Annotated in this window: 15 protein-coding genes and 1 pseudogene; 10 read left to right on the forward strand and 6 right to left on the reverse strand. The window is 71.4% G+C overall.

What is annotated here, in order from left to right; translation table 11 throughout:
- Positions 1-5 precede the first annotated feature (5 nt).
- Complete coding sequence (locus tag MQE23_RS14440; RefSeq protein WP_020276108.1) at positions 6-1,415, reverse strand: ATP-binding protein; 1,410 nt, start codon at positions 1,413-1,415, stop codon at positions 6-8.
- Positions 1,412-2,080 carry a response regulator transcription factor gene (locus tag MQE23_RS14445; RefSeq protein ID WP_020276109.1) on the reverse strand — a complete coding sequence of 223 codons (669 nt, stop codon included), beginning with the start codon at positions 2,078-2,080 and terminating at the stop codon, positions 1,412-1,414. Before MQE23_RS14445 ends, MQE23_RS14440 begins: the two co-directional genes overlap by 4 nt.
- A gap of 116 nt (positions 2,081-2,196) precedes the next feature.
- Here MQE23_RS14445 and MQE23_RS14450 point away from each other — a divergent pair, with 116 nt between their 5' ends.
- The gene (locus MQE23_RS14450) at positions 2,197-2,841 is read left to right on the forward strand and encodes a PepSY domain-containing protein (RefSeq protein WP_243379339.1); all 645 of its coding nucleotides are present in this window, start codon (positions 2,197-2,199) and stop codon (positions 2,839-2,841) included.
- Between the two features lie 383 nt (positions 2,842-3,224).
- Here MQE23_RS14450 and meaB read toward each other — a convergent pair whose 3' ends face one another.
- On the reverse strand, positions 3,225-4,181 hold the full coding sequence (meaB, locus tag MQE23_RS14455) for a methylmalonyl Co-A mutase-associated GTPase MeaB (RefSeq protein ID WP_020276111.1): 957 nt from the start codon (positions 4,179-4,181) through the stop codon (positions 3,225-3,227).
- A 50-nt stretch (positions 4,182-4,231) separates the two neighbouring features.
- Positions 4,232-5,431: an acetyl-CoA C-acetyltransferase gene (locus MQE23_RS14460; RefSeq protein WP_243379340.1), complete on the reverse strand. Its 1,200-nt coding sequence runs from the start codon at positions 5,429-5,431 to the stop codon at positions 4,232-4,234.
- Positions 5,432-5,579: 148 nt separating this feature from the next.
- Here MQE23_RS14460 and mce point away from each other — a divergent pair, with 148 nt between their 5' ends.
- From mce to MQE23_RS14495, 7 genes are all read left to right on the forward strand, one after another.
- On the forward strand, positions 5,580-6,020 hold the full coding sequence (mce, locus tag MQE23_RS14465; RefSeq protein WP_020276113.1) for a methylmalonyl-CoA epimerase: 441 nt from the start codon (positions 5,580-5,582) through the stop codon (positions 6,018-6,020).
- Between the two features lie 233 nt (positions 6,021-6,253).
- The gene (gene scy, locus MQE23_RS14470) at positions 6,254-10,201 is read left to right on the forward strand and encodes a polarized growth protein Scy (RefSeq protein WP_037672450.1); all 3,948 of its coding nucleotides are present in this window, start codon (positions 6,254-6,256) and stop codon (positions 10,199-10,201) included.
- Positions 10,202-10,384: 183 nt separating this feature from the next.
- Positions 10,385-11,320 carry a cellulose-binding protein gene (locus MQE23_RS14475; protein WP_010040099.1) on the forward strand — a complete coding sequence of 312 codons (936 nt, stop codon included), beginning with the start codon at positions 10,385-10,387 and terminating at the stop codon, positions 11,318-11,320.
- Positions 11,321-11,405: 85 nt separating this feature from the next.
- On the forward strand, positions 11,406-12,365 hold the full coding sequence (locus MQE23_RS14480) for an ABC transporter ATP-binding protein (protein WP_243379341.1): 960 nt from the start codon (positions 11,406-11,408) through the stop codon (positions 12,363-12,365).
- A 2-nt stretch (positions 12,366-12,367) separates the two neighbouring features.
- A complete protein-coding gene (locus MQE23_RS14485; protein ID WP_243379342.1) occupies positions 12,368-13,138 on the forward strand; it encodes an ABC transporter permease in 771 nt (256 codons plus the stop codon).
- Between the two features lie 147 nt (positions 13,139-13,285).
- Entirely contained in the window at positions 13,286-14,689 is a 1,404-nt protein-coding gene (locus MQE23_RS14490; RefSeq protein ID WP_243379343.1) for an ABC transporter ATP-binding protein, read from the forward strand.
- Positions 14,686-15,555 (forward strand): ABC transporter permease subunit, encoded by an 870-nt coding sequence (locus tag MQE23_RS14495; RefSeq protein ID WP_243379344.1) that lies wholly within the window; start codon positions 14,686-14,688, stop codon positions 15,553-15,555. The genes MQE23_RS14490 and MQE23_RS14495 overlap by 4 nt, the downstream gene beginning before the upstream one ends.
- Positions 15,556-15,561: 6 nt before the next feature.
- On the opposite strand, the pseudogene MQE23_RS14500 reads toward MQE23_RS14495, so the two are convergent.
- Positions 15,562-15,893, reverse strand: a pseudogene (locus MQE23_RS14500) (ATP/GTP-binding protein).
- Between the two features lie 261 nt (positions 15,894-16,154).
- Here MQE23_RS14500 and MQE23_RS14505 point away from each other — a divergent pair.
- Positions 16,155-17,183 carry an LLM class flavin-dependent oxidoreductase gene (locus MQE23_RS14505; protein ID WP_037672453.1) on the forward strand — a complete coding sequence of 343 codons (1,029 nt, stop codon included), beginning with the start codon at positions 16,155-16,157 and terminating at the stop codon, positions 17,181-17,183.
- An 83-nt stretch (positions 17,184-17,266) separates the two neighbouring features.
- On the opposite strand, the gene MQE23_RS14510 is transcribed toward MQE23_RS14505, so the two are convergent.
- Complete coding sequence (locus MQE23_RS14510; protein ID WP_020276121.1) at positions 17,267-17,659, reverse strand: SCO5389 family protein; 393 nt, start codon at positions 17,657-17,659, stop codon at positions 17,267-17,269.
- A gap of 256 nt (positions 17,660-17,915) precedes the next feature.
- Here MQE23_RS14510 and nucS point away from each other — a divergent pair, with 256 nt between their 5' ends.
- Positions 17,916-18,587: an endonuclease NucS gene (gene nucS, locus MQE23_RS14515; protein WP_010040116.1), complete on the forward strand. Its 672-nt coding sequence runs from the start codon at positions 17,916-17,918 to the stop codon at positions 18,585-18,587.
- The last annotated feature ends 60 nt before the right edge of the window (positions 18,588-18,647 follow it).

Genomic DNA, 18,647 nt, shown 5'->3' on the forward strand with positions numbered 1-18,647 from the left:
CCCGGCTAGGCGAGCGGCAGGCGGAGTTCGAACAGGGCTCCGCCTGCGGGCGCCTGACCGGCCGTGAGCGTGCCGCCGTGCCGTACGGCGACGTCCCGGGCGATGGCGAGGCCCAGCCCGGCACCGCCGTCGTCACGGCTGCGGGCGGCGTCCAGCCGGACGAACCGCTCGAAGATGCGCTCCCGGTCGGCCTCGGGCACGCCGTCCCCGTCGTCCGCCACCCCGAGCACGGCCAGGTCACCCTCCCGGCGCACGCTCACGGTGACGGCCGACCGGGCATGCCGCTGGGCGTTGTCGAGCAGATTGGCGAGCACCCGCCCCAACTGCCCACGCGATCCGGCCACGTTCACCGACTCGGCGTCCACCGTCACACCCGTCCGCCCCTCGGCCTCCTCCCGGGCCAGCCCGGCGAGGTCGACCTTCGCGTCACCCGGCCGCTCCCCCGCGTCCAGCCGGGCGAGTAGCAGCAGGTCGGCGGCGAGCCGCTGGAGCCGCACGGTGTCCTCCACGGCCCCGTCGAGGTCCAGCAGTTCGGGATGCGCAGCGGCCACCTCCAACTGGGTCCGCAGCGAGGCGATCGGGCTGCGCAGCTCGTGGGAGGCGTCGGCGACGAAGCGCCGCTGCCGCTCCACGGAGGTCTCCAGGGCCGCGAGCGTCTCGTTCGTCGTCCGGGCGAGCCGGGCGACCTCGTCGTGCGTCTGCGGCTCCGGCACACGCCGCGCGAGATCCTCGGAGGCGGTGATCGCGGCCATCTCGCTGCGGATGCCCTCCACCGGCCGCAGCGCCCGCCGGGTGACCAGCCAGGTCACCCCCGCGACGACGCCGAGCAGCAGCGGGAACCCGATCAGCATCACCGTCGTCGCGCTCTGCACGGCCCCGTGCTCCGCGGCCAGCGGGGCACCGGCGTAGACCTTCAGACGTCCCCGGTCATGGGTCTCGACCTCGACGGCGGCGAACCGGTAGTCCTCCGTCTCACCGTCGATCGTCGCGGACCCGTTCCGGAAGGTGCTCTCCCCGGCGATCTCCCCGGGTTCGAGGGACTCCTCGTGGTCGTCGGAGTCGTCGTCATCGTCCCCGCGCGGCGCCACCGACGGCGCCGGCTTCACCCGGTCGGAGTCGGTACCGCTGATCTCCTGCAGATCCTCGCTGACCGCGACCACCCGCTTCTTCTCGGCGAGCACCTGGACCGGCCCGTCGTCGCCGTCCAGCCCGGACAGCTTGTCGTACGGCGTCCCGGCGGCGAGCTCGGCGGCCACCGCCCGCGCGGAGCGCTCCGCCCGGGTGCCGGCCTCGCCCATCAGGTTGGACTTCAGGGACAGCAGGACGGCGGCCCCGGCGGCGACGAGCGCCACCGCGACGACGAGCGTCGCACCGAGCGTGGCCCGCGCCCGGACGGACCCGAACAGCCGCCTCACGGCGACGTCTCCAGCCGGTACCCGGCACCGCGCACGGTCCGGATCAGCCCCGCCCGCAGCTTCCGCCGCAGGGTGCTGACGTACACCTCGACGATGTTGGGGTCGCCCTCGTACGCGAAGTCCCACACGTGTTCGAGGATGTCGGACTTGGACACGACCTCCCCGGCCCGCAGCACGAGGTGCTCCAGCACGGAGAACTCCTTGGCGGTCAGGGCGACCTCGTCCTCCCCCAGGAACACCCGCCGGGCCGCGGTGTCCACCTTCAGGTCCCCGTGCACATGCACGGGCGAGGCCCCGGAACCCACCCCGCGCCGCCGCAGCAGCGCCTTGACCCGGGCGACCAGCACGACGTACGAGAAGGGCTTGGTCAGGTAGTCGTCCGCGCCGGTGTCGAGCCCCTCGGCCTCGTCGTACTCGCCGTCCTTGGCGGTGAGCATCAGGATCGGCACCTCGTGCCCGGCGGCGCGCAGGGCGGCGCAGACCCGGTAGCCGTTGAGGCCGGGCAGCATGATGTCGAGGATCACCAGGTCGTACGTGCCCTCCGAGGCCTGGTGCAGCCCCTCCCGTCCGTCGTGGACGACGTCCACGGCGTACCCCTCGGCCGTCAGGCCCCTGGCGAGCGACAGGGCCAGCCGCTTCTCGTCCTCCACGATCAACAGGCGCATGGGTAAAGAGTGGCAAAGCCGAGCTGAAGATCTCTTCAGGGGTCTTCAGGTTCCTCTCAGCCTCGGTCAGCCAGATTGGAACACGTCGAAAACGAAACGACTCGGGAGGAATCCGCATGAAGCGCAACATCGTGATCGCCGCTGTGACCGCTGCCGCTCTGATCGGAGGCGGTACGGCCACGGCTCTCGCGACCACGGAGGACGGGGGCTCGGCGCGGCAGGCGGCCAACACCCGGCTGTCGGACGACGACGTCCGCGACGACCAGGACGGTCCCGACGCGCAGGACGACGGCGACGACGCCGCGCGGGCTGCTTCCGCCGACGTGACGGCGCCCGAGGCCATCGCGTCCGCGCTGAAGCACACGTCCGGTACGGCCGTCTCCGCCGAGCTGGACGACGAGGACGACAGCGGCAAGGCGATCTGGAAGGTCGACGTCCTCTCCGGCGACAACACCTGGCACAGCGTGAGCGTGGACCCGTCGAACGGCAAGGTGCTCGGCTCGCACACCGACGACGAGGACGACACGGCGCAGGTGCGGGCGGCGCTGAAGGGCGCTTCCGTGACGGCCGAGGAGGCCGCGAAGGCCGCCGGCGGCAAGGGCACGGTGACGTCCGTGGACCTGGACGAGGACGGCAAGAACAAGTCCTGGGAGGCCGAGACGCACAAGTCCGGCGGCGCCGAGCAGGACTGGAAGATCGACCTCAACACGGCCAAGATCACGGCGGATCACGACCAGGACCAGGACGACGACCAGGACTGACCCGGTACTGCCCCCTTCCCACCGCCCCGGCGTCGCTGCTGACGCCGGGGCGTCGCGCAACCCGGCGGAGCGGGGTGCCGCTGCGCCCACCCGTGCCGCCTGGGGGCACCTCCCAGGCCCTTAAGGCACTGGGGGAGGCACGACTGCCCGCAGCTCGGGCGAGACGCGCCCGCACCCGCCGACGCACGGAAGGGGACGTGTCGGGGGGTGTCCGCCCGCAGCGGTTGGCGCGTCAACGGACGGTTAGTCGGTTCGCAACCCCATCGCGCCGTTCCGAGGACGGACACCCCCGGCGCGGCCCCGACTCACCGCACCCCGGTAGGCGCAACGCGCACCCCACCGAAGCAGCCCCAGGCCGCCGCAGGCACACCGCCCACCGACGATCAGCCCTCCGTCAACCCGGCAACCAGCTCATCAGCCGCCCGATACGGATCCAGCTCCCCGGACACGATCCGCTCCGCGAGCGCGCCCAGGCGCCGGTCGCCGTGCAGATCTCCGATCCGCTCCCGCAGCGCCGTCACCGCGATCGTCTCGACCTCCCGCGCCGCACGGGCCGTGCGCCGCTCCGCGAGCACCCCCCGCTCCTCCATCCAGGCCCGATGCTTCTCCAGGGCCTCGACGACCTCGTCCATGCCCTCCCCGCGCGAGGCGACCGTCTTCACGATCGGCGGGCGCCAGTCCCCGGGCCCCCGGGCCTCCCCCAGCCCCAGCATGTGGTTCAGCTCGCGAGCCGTCGCATCCGCCCCGTCCCGGTCGGCCTTGTTCACGACGTACACGTCACCGATCTCCAGGATCCCGGCCTTGGCCGCCTGGATCCCGTCGCCCATCCCCGGCGCGAGCAGCACGACGGACGTGTCCGCCTGCGAGGCGATCTCCACCTCGGACTGCCCCACACCCACCGTCTCGACGAGGATCACGTCACATCCCGCCGCGTCCAGCACCCGGATGGCCTGGGGCGCGGCCCACGCGAGCCCGCCCAGGTGCCCACGCGTCGCCATCGAGCGGATGTACACGCCCGGGTCCGACGCGTGCTCGGACATCCGCACCCGGTCCCCGAGCAGCGCACCGCCCGAGAACGGGGACGACGGGTCGACGGCGAGCACGCCGACCCGCTTGCCCTGCTTGCGGTACGCGGTCACCAGCGCCGACGTCGACGTGGACTTGCCGACCCCCGGAGACCCGGTCAGCCCGACCACATACGCCTTGCCCGCCAGCGGCGCCAGCGCCGCCATGACCTCCCTGAGCTGCGGGGACGCCCCCTCCACCAGGGAGATCAGCCGGGCCACGGCCCGCGGCCGGCCCTCCCTGGCCTGGGCGACCAGCGTGGAGACGTCCTGCATCACAGCTCCGTTCAGATACTTCAGCTGAGGAAGGCCCGAAAACCGGTTGCTCAGGCCTTCGGTACCCGCACGATCAGCGCGTCACCCTGACCACCGCCACCGCACAGCGCCGCCGCGCCCACGCCACCACCACGCCGCTTCAGCTCCAGCGCGAGGTGCAGCACGAGCCGCGCACCGGACATCCCGATCGGGTGACCCAGGGCAATGGCGCCGCCGTTGACATTCACCTTTTCGGTGGACACCCCGAGGTCCTTCATCGACTGCACGGCAACCGCCGCGAACGCCTCGTTGATCTCGATGAGGTCGAGGTCCTCGACGCCCAGTCCCTCCTTCTTCAGCGCGTGCTGGATCGCGTTGGACGGCTGGGACTGGAGCGAGTTGTCCGGCCCGGCCACGTTCCCGTGCGCCCCGATCTCGGCGATCCACTCCAGGCCGAGCTCCTGCGCCTTGGCCTTGCTCATCACCACGACGGCGGCGGCACCGTCGGAGATCTGCGAGGCGGAACCGGCCGTGATCGTGCCGTCCTTGGAGAACGCCGGACGCAGCTTGCCCAGGGACTCAGCGGTCGTGTCGCCCCGGATCCCCTCGTCCTTGCTGAAGAGCACCGGGTCGCCCTTGCGCTGCGGGATCTCGACGGGCGTGATCTCGGCCTCGAACAGCCCGTTCTTCTGCGCGGCGGCGGCCCGCTGGTGGGACAGCGCGGCGATCTCGTCCTGCTCGGCCCGCCCGATGCCGAGACGCGTGTTGTGCTTCTCCGTCGACTCGCCCATGGCGACGCCGTCGAAGGAGTCGGTCAGCCCGTCGTAGGCCATGGCGTCGAGCATCTGGACGGCGCCGTACTTGAAGCCCTCGCGGGACTTGGGCAGCAGATGCGGAGCGTTGGTCATGGACTCCTGGCCGCCCGCGACGACCACGTCGAACTCACCCGCACGGATCAGCTGGTCGGCGAGCGCGATGGCGTCCAGACCGGACAGACACACCTTGTTGATGGTCAGCGCCGGCACGTTCATCGGGATGCCGGCCTTGACCGCGGCCTGGCGCGCCGGGATCTGCCCCGCCCCGGCCTGGAGCACCTGACCCATGATCACGTACTGCACCTGGTCGCCGCCGATCCCCGCACGGTCGAGGGCGGCCTTGATCGCGAAGCCGCCGAGGTCGGCTCCGGAGAAGGACTTCAGCGAGCCGAGCAACCGCCCCATGGGCGTACGCGCCCCCGAGACGATCACCGAGCTGGTCGTAGCAGAAGACATGAGCTGCGATCCCCTTACCGGCTGCACAGCCGAGGAGTGAACGAGGGTTTACTTCGAATGTACTGACCGGTAGTCCGCCCCGTCATCCGGCTGTCGGTGTGATCGCGCGCACGTTGCGTAACCACCTCCGGAGCGCTCCACTGAATCCATGCTGACGCGAATCGACCACATCGGGATCGCCTGTTTCGACCTCGACAAGACCGTCGAGTTCTACCGTGCCACCTACGGCTTCGAGGTGTTCCACTCCGAGGTCAACGAGGAGCAGGGCGTGCGCGAGGCCATGCTCAAGATCAACGATACGTCCGACGGCGGCGCCTCGTACCTGCAGCTGCTGGAGCCGACCCGCGAGGACTCCACCGTCGCGAAGTGGCTGGCGAAGAACGGGGAGGGCGTCCACCACATCGCTTTCGGTACGGCGGACGTGGACGCCGAGGCGGCCGACATCAAGGACAAGGGCGTACGCGTGCTGTACGAAGAGCCGCGACGCGGTTCCATGGGGTCACGGATCACCTTCCTGCACCCCAAGGACTGCCATGGCGTCCTGACAGAACTGGTCACTTCGGCGCCCGTTGAGTCACCTGAGCACTGATGCTCGTACATAGGGGCCGGTAGGGTTGGGGGCGGTCGCCGCTCAGTCCAGGGTGACCGCGGTCCCGCCGTGCGACGGCAGGACCACCGGGGTCCGGGTTTCGGGGGACGAGCGTCGGGGCAGCAGCCCGTGCTCCGCCGATGATCTGACACCATTCCCCGGGGGCCCCGTTCGGCGTATGGACGGAGCTCGTTTGGAGAGAGTTGCGACCAGGGGACGGATGGGACCGCGCAGTGCGGGGCTACGAGAGCCAGGAGCGAGAGCCGGCGGCTGACGTCGACCACCTCTCTCGGTTCGAAGCCGAGATGAAGCGGCTGAAGACCGAGCGGGAAAAGGCGATCCAGCACGCCGAGGACCTCGGCTACCAGGTCGAGGTGCTGCGCGCCAAGCTGCACGAGGCGCGGCGCACCATCATGTCCCGGCCCTCCTTCGAGGGGGGCGACATCGGCTGGCAGGCCGAGCAGTTGCTGCGCAACGCGCAGATGCAGGCCGACCAGATCCGGGCGGACGCCGACCGCGAGCTGAGCGAGGCCCGGGCCCAGACCCAGCGGATCCTCCAGGAGCACGCCGAGCAGGCGGCCCGGCTCCAGGCGGAGCTGCACCAGGAGGCGGTGACCCGCCGCCAGCAGCTGGACCAGGAGCTGGCCGAGCGCCGCCAGACCGTCGAGTCGCACGTCAACGAGAACGTGGCGTGGGCGGAGCAACTGCGGGCCCGTACCGAGCAGCAGGCCCGCCGGCTGCTGGACGAGTCCCGCTCCGAGGCCGAGCAGGCCCTGGCCACCGCCCGTGCGGAGGCCGAGCGGCTGACGACCGAGGCCCGGCAGCGGCTCACCAGCGCCGCCGAGGAGGCCCGGGCCGAGGCCGAGCAGATCCTGCGGCGTGCCCGCACGGACGCCGAGCGGCTGCTCAACGCCGCCTCCACCCAGGCCCAGGAGGCCACCGACCACGCCGAGCAGCTGCGGACGTCCACCGCCACGGAGTCGGAGTCCGCACGCCGCCAGGCCCAGGAACTGAGCAAGGCCGCCGAGCAGCGGATGGCGGAGGCCGAGGAGGCGCTGCGCAAGGCGCAGGCCGAGTCGGAGAAGCTGGTCGCGGAGGCCAAGGAGGCCGCCGCCAAGGCCCTGGCGAGCGCGGAGTCCGCGAACGAGACGCGGACGCGCACCGCCAAGGAGCAGGTCGCCCGGCTGGTCGAGGAGGCCACGAAGGAGGCCGAGAACACCAAGTCCGAGGCCGAGCAGCTCGTCGCGGACGCCCGCGCCGAGGCGGAGAAGATCGTCGCGGAGGCCTCCGAGAAGGCCCGTACGCTCACCGCCGAGGAGACGGCGACCCAGCTGTCCAAGGCGGCCAAGACCGCCGAGGACGTGCTCAACAAGGCGTCGGAGGACGCCAAGAAGACCACCAAGGCCGCGGCCGAGGAGGCCGAGCGGATCCGCAGGGAGGCCGAGGCCGAGGCGGACCGGCTGCGCGCCGAGGCGCATGACATCGCCGAGCAGCTCAAGGGCGCGGCGAAGGACGACACCAAGGAGTACCGCGCCAAGACGGTCGAGCTGCAGGAGGAGGCCCGCCGGCTGCGCGGCGAGGCCGAGCAGCTGCGGTCGGACGCGGTCGAAGAGGGCGAGAAGATCCGCGCCGAGGCCCGCAAGGAGGCCGTGGCGCAGATCGAGGAGGCGGCGAGGTCCGCCGAGGAGCTGCTCGCCAAGGCGAAGGCGGACGCGGACGAGCTGCGTACGACGGCCCAGACGGACAGCGAGAAGGTCCGCACGGAGGCCATCGAGCGGGCGACGACGCTGCGCCGGCAGGCCGAGGAGACCCTTCAGCGCACCCGGCAGGAGGCCGAGCGGCACCGCGAGGAGGTCGTCGAGCAGGCCGAGGCCCTCAAGGCGGACGCCGAGCGTGCTGCGCGGGAGCTGCACGAGGAGACCGAGCGCGCCATAGAGGCCCGCCGCGCCGAGGCCGCCGAGGAGCTGACGCGGCTCCAGACGGAGGCGGAGGAGCGGCTGACGGCGGCCGAGCAGGCGCTGTCCGACGCCCGTGAGGAGGCCGCGCGGATCCGTCGCGAGGCCGCCGAGGAGAACGAGCGGCTGCGTGCCGAGGCCGCCGAGCGGATCCGTACGCTCCAGCAGCAGGCCGAGGCGGAGGCCGAACGGCTGCGCGACGAGGCAGCGTCCGACGCGTCGGCCGCGCGTGCCGAGGGCGAGGCCGTCGCCGTGCGTCTGCGGTCGGAGGCCGCGAGCGAGGCCGAGCGGCTGAAGTCGGAGGCGCAGGAGAGCGCCGACCGGGTGCGCGCGGAGGCGCAGGCCGCCGCCGAACGGCTGGCCACGGAGGCGTCCGAGACGCTGGCCGCCGCCCAGGAGGAGGCCAACCGGCGCCGCCGCGAGGCCGAGGAACTGCTCGGCAGTGCCCGGCAGGAGGCCGACCAGGAGCGCGAGCGGGCCCGCGAGCAGAGCGAGGAGCTGCTGGCCTCGGCGCGCAAGCGCGTGGAGGAGGCGCAGACCGAGGCCGTACGGCTGGTCGAGGAGGCGGACCGGCGGGCCACGGAGATGGTGTCGGCGGCCGAGCAGCACGCGCAGCAGGTCCGGGACTCCGTCGCGGGGCTGCACGAGCAGGCGCAGGAGGAGATCGCCGGGCTGCGCAGCGCCGCCGAGCACGTGGCGGACCGTACGCGGCGGGAGGCGCAGGAGGAGGCGGACCGGGTCCGCTCCGACGCCTACGCCGAGCGGGAGCGGGCGAGCGAGGACGCCGGCCGGCTGCGGCGCGAGGCGCACGAGGAGACCGAGGCCGCCAAGGCGCTCGCCGAGCGGACGATGTCCGAGGCGATCGCGGAGGCGGAGCGGATCCGTGCGGACGTCGCCGAGCACGCCCAGCGGGTGCGCACGGAGGCGTCGGACGCCATCGCGGAGGCCGAGCAGAGCGCTTCGCGCACCCGGGCGGACGCCCGCGAGGACGCCAACCGCATCCGCTCGGACGCGGCGACGCAGGCGGACACCCTCATCACCGAGGCCCGGAGCGAGGCGGAGCGGCTCACGACCGAGACGCTCCAGGAGACCGACCGGCTGCGGATGGAGACGGTCACCGAGGCCGAGCGGGTCCGTACGGAAGCCGTCTCCGAGGCGGAGCGCCTGCGTTCCGAGGCGGCCGCCGAGGCCGAGCGCGTGCGGGCCGAGTCGGTCGCCAAGGCCGACCAGCTGGTCGGGGAGGCCACGGACGAGGCGGAGCGGCTGCGGGCCGAGGCCGCCGAGACGGTCGGTTCGGCTCAGCAGCACGCCGAGCGGGTCCGCGGCGAGGCCGAGCGCGTCAAGGCCGACGCCGAGGCGGAGGCGGAACGGCTCGTCAACTCCGCGCGCGAGGAGGCCGACCGGACGCTGGACGAGGCCCGCAAGGACGCCAACAAGCGGCGCTCCGAGGCGGCCGAGCAGGTCGACAAGCTCATCACGGAGACCACGGCGGAGGCCGACAAGCTGCTCACCGAGGCGCAGCAGCAGGCGCACAAGACCACCGCGGAGGCCGAGTCGCAGGCCGACACGATGGTGGGCGCCGCCCGCAAGGAGGCCGACCGGCTCGTGTCCGAGGCGACGGTCGAGGGCAACTCGCTGGTGGAGAAGGCCCGTACGGACGCGGACGAGCTGCTGGTCGGCGCGCGCCGGGACGCCACGCAGATCCGGGAGCGGGCCGAGGAGCTGCGCGACCGCATCACGGCGGAGATCGAGGAGCTGCACGAGCGGGCCCGCCGGGAGTCGGCGGAGGCGATGAAGTCGGCGGGCGACCGCTGCGACGCGCTCGTCAAGGCCGCGGAGGAGCAGCTCGCGAAGGCGCAGGCCAAGGCCAAGGAGATCGTGTCGGAGGCCAACTCCGAGGCGGGCAAGGTCCGTATCGCCGCGGTGAAGAAGGCCGAGGGGCTGCTCAAGGAGGCCGAGCAGAAGAAGTCCACGCTGGTCCGGGAGGCCGAGGAGCTCAAGGCCGAGGCGATCCGCGAGGCCAAGCGCACGGTCGAGGAGGGCAAGCGCGAGCTGGAGGTCCTGGTCCGCCGCCGCGAGGACATCAACGCCGAGATCTCCCGTGTCCAGGACGTCCTTGAGGCGTTGGAATCCTTCGAGGCCCCGTCCCCGGCCAAGGACAACGGAGTCAAGGCAGGCGCAACAGTCGGCGCACCCCGTTCGGGTGGCAAGTCCTCGGATAGCTAGCGAACCGGGGCGAAACCGGTGTGTGCTGGAGCCTTTGACCACGTCTTTGGCAAGCAGTCCTGGGATCAGCCACTCAAAAGGGGTCTCATTTTGCAGACCAAACGCGCATCCGCTCGATGACACACCGTTTCGGCCCCTAGGATTCCACCTATCACCTCACCGGTCTCATTCGACAGGAACCCCATGAGCGACACTTCCCCCTACGGCTTCGAGCTTGTGCGGCGTGGATACGACCGCGCTCAGGTGGACGAACGTATCTCCAAGCTCGTCTCCGACCGTGACAGCGCTCTCGCCCGCATCACCGCTCTGGAAAAGCGCATCGAAGAGCTCCACCTCGAGACGCAGAACGCCCAGGCCCAGATCAGCGACGCCGAGCCGTCGTACGCGGGTCTCGGTGCGCGCGTGGAGAAGATCCTCCGCCTCGCCGAGGAAGAGGCGAAGGACCTGCGCGAGGAGGCCCGGCGCGCTGCCGAGCAGCACCGTGAGCTCGCCGAGTCGGCGGCCCAGCAGGTGCGCAACGACGCCGAGTCGTACTCGGCGGAGCGCAAGGCCAAGGCCGAGGACGAGGGCCTGCGGATCGTCGAGAAGGCCAAGAGTGACGCCGCCCAGCTGCGTGCCGAGGCGCAGAAGGACGCGCAGTCCAAGCGCGAGGAGGCGGACGCCCTCTTCGAGGAGACTCGTGCCAAGGCCGCGCAGGCCGCCGCCGACTTCGAGACGAACCTCGCCAAGCGCCGCGAGCAGTCCGAGCGCGACCTGGCGTCCCGTCAGGCCAAGGCCGAGAAGCGCCTGGCCGAGATCGAGCACCGTGCCGAGCAGCTCCGCCTGGAGGCGGAGAAGCTGCGCACGGACGCCGAGCGCCGCGCCCGCCAGACGGTGGAGACGGCCCAGCGCCAGGCCGAGGACATCGTGGCCGACGCCAACGCCAAGGCCGACCGCATCCGTTCGGAATCCGAGCGCGAGCTCGCGGCCCTCACCAACCGCCGCGACAGCATCAACGCCCAGCTGACGAACGTCCGCGAGATGCTGGCGACGCTCACGGGCGCCGCGGTGGCCGCCGCCGGCACGCCGGCCGAGGACGAGCCGATCTCCCGCGGGGTCCCGGCCCAGCAGTCCCGGTAACGACCCGGCATACGGAGTCTGAATCTCCGCAAAGCCCTCTGCCGCTCGGGTGGCAGAGGGCTTTGTCCCGTTCTAGCGTGGCGGCATGATTGAGCTCGAGGGGCTGACCAAGCGTTACGGCGAGAAGGTGGCGGTCAACAACCTGTCCTTCACCGTCAGACCGGGCATCGTCACCGGCTTCCTCGGGCCCAACGGCGCGGGCAAGTCCACGACCATGCGGATGATCCTGGGTCTCGACCACCCGACCGCCGGCGACGTCCGTATCGACGGCAAGCACTACCAGCAGCTCAAGGACCCGCTGACGTACATCGGCGCCCTGCTGGAGGCCAAGGCCTGGCACGGCGGGCGCAGCGCCTACAACCATCTGCTGTGCCTCGCGCAGAGCAACGGCATTCCGCGCAGCCGGGTGCGGGAGGTGCTGGAGACGGTCGGGCTGACGGCGGTCGCGAAGAAGAAGACCAAGGGCTTCTCGATGGGCATGGGGCAGCGGCTCGGCATCGCGGCCGCGCTGCTCGGCGATCCGCGGATCCTGATGTTCGACGAGCCGGTCAACGGTCTCGACCCCGAGGGCATCCACTGGATCCGCACCCTGATGAAGTCCCTGGCGGCGCAGGGCCGGACCGTGTTCGTCTCCTCCCATCTGATGAGCGAGATGGCGCTGACCGCCGACCACCTCGTCGTCATCGGGCAGGGCCGGCTGCTCGCGGACACCTCCATGGCCGACTTCATCGCGCGCAACTCACGGTCGTACGTCCGGGTCCGCAGCCCGCAGCGGGAGCGGCTGCTCGACGTGCTGCACCAGGCCGGGGTCGTGGCCGTCGAGAGCGGTGACGGCGTGCTGGAGGTGGACGGCGGCAAGGCCGAGCACGTCGGCGAGCTGGCGGCGCAGCACGGGATCACGCTGCACGAGCTGAGCCCGCAACAGGCGTCGCTGGAAGAGGCCTTCATGCAGCTGACCGCGGAGTCGGTGGAGTATCACGCACACAGCGAGACGAGCCCCCGGCCCCCAGGGCAGCAGTGGGGCGACGGCTGGAAGAGGGGCTGAGCATGGCGACGACCCAGGTCGTACGGTCGGAGTGGACGAAGATCCGGTCGGTGGCGTCCACCGTGTGGACACTGTCGCTGGTGGTGGTCGTGACGGTCGCCCTCGGCATGCTGATCTCGGCCCTGTCCAAGAACGAGTTCGACTCCATGGGCGCGCAGGAGCGGGCGGAGTTCGACCCGACGTTCATCAGTTTCGCGGGGATGAGCCTCGGGCAGCTCGCGATGATCGTGTTCGGTGTGCTGGTGGTGTCGAACGAGTACAGCACCGGCATGATCCGCACCTCGCTGGCCGCCGTGCCGCAGCGTGGCTCCTTCCTGTTCAGCAAGATCGCGGTGGCTGGCGGTCTCGCTCTCCTGGTCGGTCTGGTCACCAGCTTCGCCGCCTTCTTCCTGGGGCAGGCGATGCTCGGCGAGCACCGGGCGGAGATCGGCGACCAGGGAGTGCTGCGGGCGGTGATCGGCGGCGGCCTCTACATGGCCCTCATCGCGATGTTCTCCATGGGCGTCGCCGCGATGCTGCGCTCGCCGATGCTGTCGCTGGGCATCCTGATGCCGTTCTTCTTCCTGATCTCCAACATCCTGGGCAATGTCGACGCGACGAAGAAGGTCGGCAGGTTTCTGCCCGACCAGGCCGGCAGCAAGATCATGCAGGTGGTCACGCCCATCGACGACGACACCCCGTACGGGCCGTGGGGCGGACTGGGGATCATGGGCCTGTGGGTGCTCGCGGCGCTGATCGGCGGGTACGTGCTGCTGAAGAAGCGCGATGCCTAGAAAGGCGCGCCCCGGGGGGGGCTGCCGGGGCGCGCCGTGCTTCTCCCTTTACTTTCATTTGGGCGGAACCGTCAGCGCCTCGATATCCTCCTAACCCTTACGGGGGCGTGTGCCCCGCTGTCCTGAACCTTGCGATGGGTGCGGAGCATGATCGAAGCAGTCGGCCTGACGAAGCGCTACGGCGACAAGACCGCTGTGTACAACCTTTCCTTCCAGGTGCGGCCGGGGGCCGTCACGGGCTTCCTCGGACCGAACGGCTCGGGCAAGTCGACGACGATGCGGATGATCCTCGGCCTGGACAACCCGACGGCCGGGCACGTGACGATCGGCGGTTACCCGTATCGCAAGCTGCCCAACGCCCCCCGTCAGGTCGGTGCCCTGCTGGACGCCAAGGCCGTGCACGGCGGCCGGGCCGCCCGCAACCACCTGCTGTGCCTGGCCCAGCTGTCGGGCATCCCGGCCAAACGGGTGGACGAGGTGCTCGGGGTCGTGGGCCTCCAGGACGTGGCCAGGAAGCGGTCCAAGGGCTTCTCCCTCGGCATGGGACAGCGGCTGGGCATCGCCGCCGCGCTGCTCGGCGACCCGCAGGTGCTGCTGTTCGACGAGCCGGTCAACGGCCTCGACCCCGAGGGCATCCTCTGGGTGCGCAACCTGATGAAGGCACTCGCCGCGGAGGGCCGTACGGTCTTCGTCTCCTCCCATCTGATGAGCGAGATGGCGCTGACCGCCGACCATCTCATCGTCATCGGGCGCGGGCAGCTCCTGGCGGACATGAGTGTCACGGCCTTCATCTCCGCGAACTCCGCGGACTTCGCACGCGTCCGGACGCCGGACACCGAGCCGCAGCAGCGCGAGAAGCTGTCGGCCGCGCTCACCGAGTCGGGCGGGCACGTGCTGCCCGAGCAGGACGGCGCACTGCGCGTGACCGGGCTGCCGCTCCCCCGCATCAGCGACATCGCGCACGACCACGACGTACGGCTGTGGGAGCTGTCGCCGCACCAGGCCTCGCTGGAGGAGGCGTACATGCGGATGACGCAGGGCGCCGTCGACTACCGCTCGACCATCGACCAGAAGGAAGGCCTCCAGCAGCCGCTGCCGCCCGGGGCACAGCCCCCGATGCCGGTGCCCGGCCAGGGCCAGCCCGACTGGTACGCCCCGCCGCCGCCCCAGCAGGGCGGACACCCGTTCGCCATGCCGCCGCAGGGGGCGCCCGGCCAGGCGCCGGCGGGCCCGTACGGCGCACCCGGGACCCCGGGAGCGCCCGTGACGGCTCCGGCCGCCCCGGGCGGCTCCGGCGCGGGAACCCCCAACCCGTACGCCCAGCCGGCGGGTCAGACACCGCAGCCGCCCGCGCAGCCCGCACCGCAGGCGCCGCCGATGCCCGGACAGGGCGCACCGCAGGCGTCGCAGCCCGCCGGCCAGGCCCCGCCCCAAGCCCCGGCCATGCCCGCCGCGCCGGCGCCGCAGGCGAGCGCCGCGCCCGCGCCGTCGGCATCCGCCCCGGCCCCCGCCCCGACCTCCGACCTGACCAAGCCCGAGGACCCCCGATGAGCAGCCCCCAGCCTCAGATGCCGCCGGCCGCGCCCACCTGGGAGGCGGCGTCCGGTTCTGCGTACCCCGGTTACACGTCGCCGATCCCGGTCGTGCGGACGCACCTCGGGCATGCCATCGCCTCCGAGTGGACGAAGATCAGGTCGGTGCGCTCCACGATGTGGACGCTCGGCGTGTTCGTCCTGCTCGTCATCGGCATCGGCACGCTGACCGGCGTGGTGGTGGCGAACTCCGACCCGGCGCTGTCCGGCGAGAGCCCGCTCGGCCTGGGCTTCTTCGGCCTGCTGCTCGGCAGCATGTGCATCATCACGCTGGGCGTGCTGACCACGGCCTCCGAGTACGGCACGGGCATGGTCCGCACCACGATGGTCGCGTGCCCGAGCCGGGGCCGGGTGCTCGCGGCCAAGGGCATCGTGTTCTTCCTGGTCGCGTTCGTGGTGACGCTGGTGTCCGCGTCCCTCGTCGCCTTCCTGCACGTGGCCATGCTGGAGGGCCACGGCGTCAAGTCCCCCTCCGGCGGGGAGTGGCTGAAGGCCACGGTCGGCATGTCGGCCTACATCGCGCTGCTGGGCCTGCTCTCGCTCGCCGTCGGCTCGATCATCCGGCACTCGGCGGGCGCCATCACCATCATGATCGGCGCCGTGCTCGCCCCGCTGGTGATCGCGCTGTTCATGTTCTCGGAGTCGCTGTCGGCCGTCCGCGACGCCCTGCTCGAGTACTCGATCCCGAACCAGCTCAGCGTCTTCTACTCCGCATCCCTCAGCCAGTCCGGCCCGTCCGGCTGGGATCCGCTGTGGATCATCCTCGGCGCGACGGCCGTCGCCTTCGCCGCCGCCTTCGCGCTGCTGGAGAAGCGGGACGTCTGAGACCCGTCAGAACCTCGGCGCGTTACGGGACCGCCGCACCCCGGGGTGCGGCGGTCCCGCGCGTTCCAGCAGGCCTTGTGCCAGTGCCGGCGGTCATCGACGCCCGTGTGCTCGGACCAGGCGACCACGTGCGGCACCCCGTCCGGGATCAACTGGTCGCAGCCGGGGCAGCGGTACGACTTGCCCTGCGCGCTCGCGCCGGCCACGTGCCGCACGCTCCAGTTCTCACCCTGCCAGTTCTCCGAGGACTGCCAGCCGCCGTAGCGGCCGGGGCGGTCGTCCTCGGCGCTCCGGCCGGACGAAGCGGCGCCCTTGGGTCGGTTGCGACGCGGGGACACGGGACACCTCTCGGGGCTATACAGGACACGGGGTGTGTCCAGCCTACGCGGCGCGGACGGGGGTACACGTACGCCACCAATCGTCGCAAGTCCCTCGCCGGGCGAGGCGGGCCCCGCCGGGGTCCCTTCCCGGGCTCCCGCGGAACGGCCCATTCTGCAGACAATCCGCAAATTACCCCGACCGGCCGTGTCCTCGGCACGTGTCAGACGGTTATGCCCTGTGGGGGAGCTCCGTGTCGGAGCCAAGGAAGCAGGAAAGCAATGCGCGTTGGAAGTTTCGTGTTGGCGGCCCAGTTCCCCGGTCAGGGCGAGGGAGAGGCGCTGCACCGCGCGGTCCGCTCGGCCGAGGTCGCCGAGGAGGCCGGGCTCGACACGGTCTGGCTGGCCGAGCATCACTTCGTGCCGTACGGCACGTGCCCGTCGGCCGTCACCCTGGCCGCCTTACTGCTCGGCCGCACCCGCCGTATCCGGGTCGGTACGGCGGTCAGCGTGCTGCCCACCGCCCACCCCGTGGCCCTCGGCGAACAGGCCGCGCTGCTGCACCACACGAGCGGCGGCCGTTTCACGCTCGGCGTCGGGCGCGGCGGCCCCTGGGTCGACCTGGAGGTGTTCGGCGCGGGCCTGGAGGCGTACGAGAAGGGGTTCCCGGAGTCCCTGGACGTCCTGGTGCGCTGGCTGCGCGACGCGTCGGTGGCGGCCGACGGGGAGCGCTTCCGCTTCCGTGAAGTCCCGGTCGTGCCCCGGCCGTCGGAGGCCCTGACCGAGGTCGAGGGACCGGAGCTGGTCGTCGCGTGCACGTCTCCGGCGAGCGTGCGGCTTGCGGCGGAGCGCGGTCTTTCGATGCTGCTCGGGATGCACGTGGGGGACGAGGAGAAGGCCGAGATGGTCGCCCTGTGGCAGCAGCACGCGCGGGCGTGCGGCCGGCCTGCCGAGGAGATCCTGGGCGCGGCCCATGTGTCGGCGGGCGTCTGCCAGATCGCGGACCAGCGGGTCGACGCGGCGGAGACGCTGCTGAAGGCGATGCCGGGCTGGCTGAAGCAGGGCCTGGAGGCGCATGTCACGGTCGACGGGCGCACGCGCCGGATGCGCGACCCGCTGGCGTACACCGAACTGCTCTGCGGACTGCACCCGGTGGGCACCCCGAGGCTGTGCGCCGACCGGCTGGCGGCGACCAGCGAGCGGACCGGCATCTCCCGCTTCGCCCTGCTCGTCGAGGGCTCCGGGGACCTGGCGGCGACGGAGGAGAACGTCCGGCGGCTGGGGGCCGAGGTGCTCCCCCAACTCGTCTGAAGGCGGGATGGGTTCCTGGGGCTTGCCGCTCCGGTACAGAACTGCACCTCCCGCGTACGGAGCGGCAAGCGAGCTGCGCCGCGTCAGCAGTCCCGGAACTCGGGTGACTGGTTGAGCACCTGGCTGCGGACCGACGTGAAGCGGCCCAGCGTCTCGTCGACCGAGGAGTCAAGCGGGAACACGGCCACCCGGTGGCAGTTCTGGAAGGCCAGTCGCACACCGAAGTGCCGTTGCAGCGCGCCGCGTATCGCGTCACTCGCAAGCGCACGCAGCAACTGACCGCGTGCCTGCTCGTCCGGCGGAGGCGTCTGGTTGTCGGCGAACGCACCGCCGTCCACCTTCAGCTGGGCCACCAGGGAGCTGATCATCTCCCACGCATAGGGCAGGGAGGTCCGGACGCAGTCGACGAATTCCACTTCGTCGACCTCGCCTCGCTCGGCCTGTTCGAGTAGGGCCGGTGAGACGTCGAGCGACATGAGTTCTCCTCTCGCACCCCCGCCCGGCGGGCAGGGGTTGCCGGACAGATAAGGGAGTTCGTGATACCGGACACGCTGCGTACACACATCGCGACCTCCCGCTCATACCGTAAGCAACCGACGGTGACGGCACCAGGAGAATGCGCAGATGAGGCACTCCGAATGACCACACCCTGCACACAATCGGCCAATACCGAACACGTGTTTTCCAGGGCGAATCGCGTCGACACCCGCCAGTCGAGTAGCGTTGCCGACCATGCGTCTCGTCATTGCCCGCTGCTCCGTGGACTACGCCGGGCGGCTCACCGCCCACCTTCCCTCGGCCCCGCGCCTGATCCTGGTGAAGGCGGACGGCAGCGTCTCGATCCACGCCGACGACCGGGCCTACAAGCCCCTGAACTGGATGTCGCCGCCCTGCACGCTGAAGGAGGGCACCGGCGAGGACGAGGGCGTCTGGACCGTCGTCAACAAGGCGGGCGAGAAGCTCATCATCACGATGGAGGAAGTCCTCCACGACTCCTCGCACGAACTGGGCGTCGATCCCGGCCTGATCAAGGACGGCGTGGAAGCGCACCTCCAGGAGCTGCTCGCCGACCGCATCGAGACACTCGGCGACGGCTACACGCTGATCCGCCGCGAGTACCCGACGGCCATCGGGCCGGTCGACATCCTGTGCCGGGACGCCGACGGCAAGACCGTCGCGGTGGAGATCAAGCGGCGCGGTGAGATCGACGGCGTGGAGCAGCTGACGCGTTATCTGGAGCTGCTGAACCGCGATCCCCATCTCGCCCCGGTCCGCGGCATCTTCGCCGCGCAGGAGATCAAGCCCCAGGCCCGCGTCCTCGCGACCGACCGCGGCATCGGCTGCCAGGTCCTCGACTACGACGCGCTGCGGGGCATCGAGGACGACAAGCTGCGGCTGTTCTGACACACCCCACGTACACGACGACAAGGGCCGGGTCCGAGGAACGGACCCGGCCCTGCTGTG

It is taken from the genome of Streptomyces sp. HP-A2021 (genome assembly GCF_022807935.1).
Classification (GTDB): domain Bacteria; phylum Actinomycetota; class Actinomycetes; order Streptomycetales; family Streptomycetaceae; genus Streptomyces; species Streptomyces afghaniensis.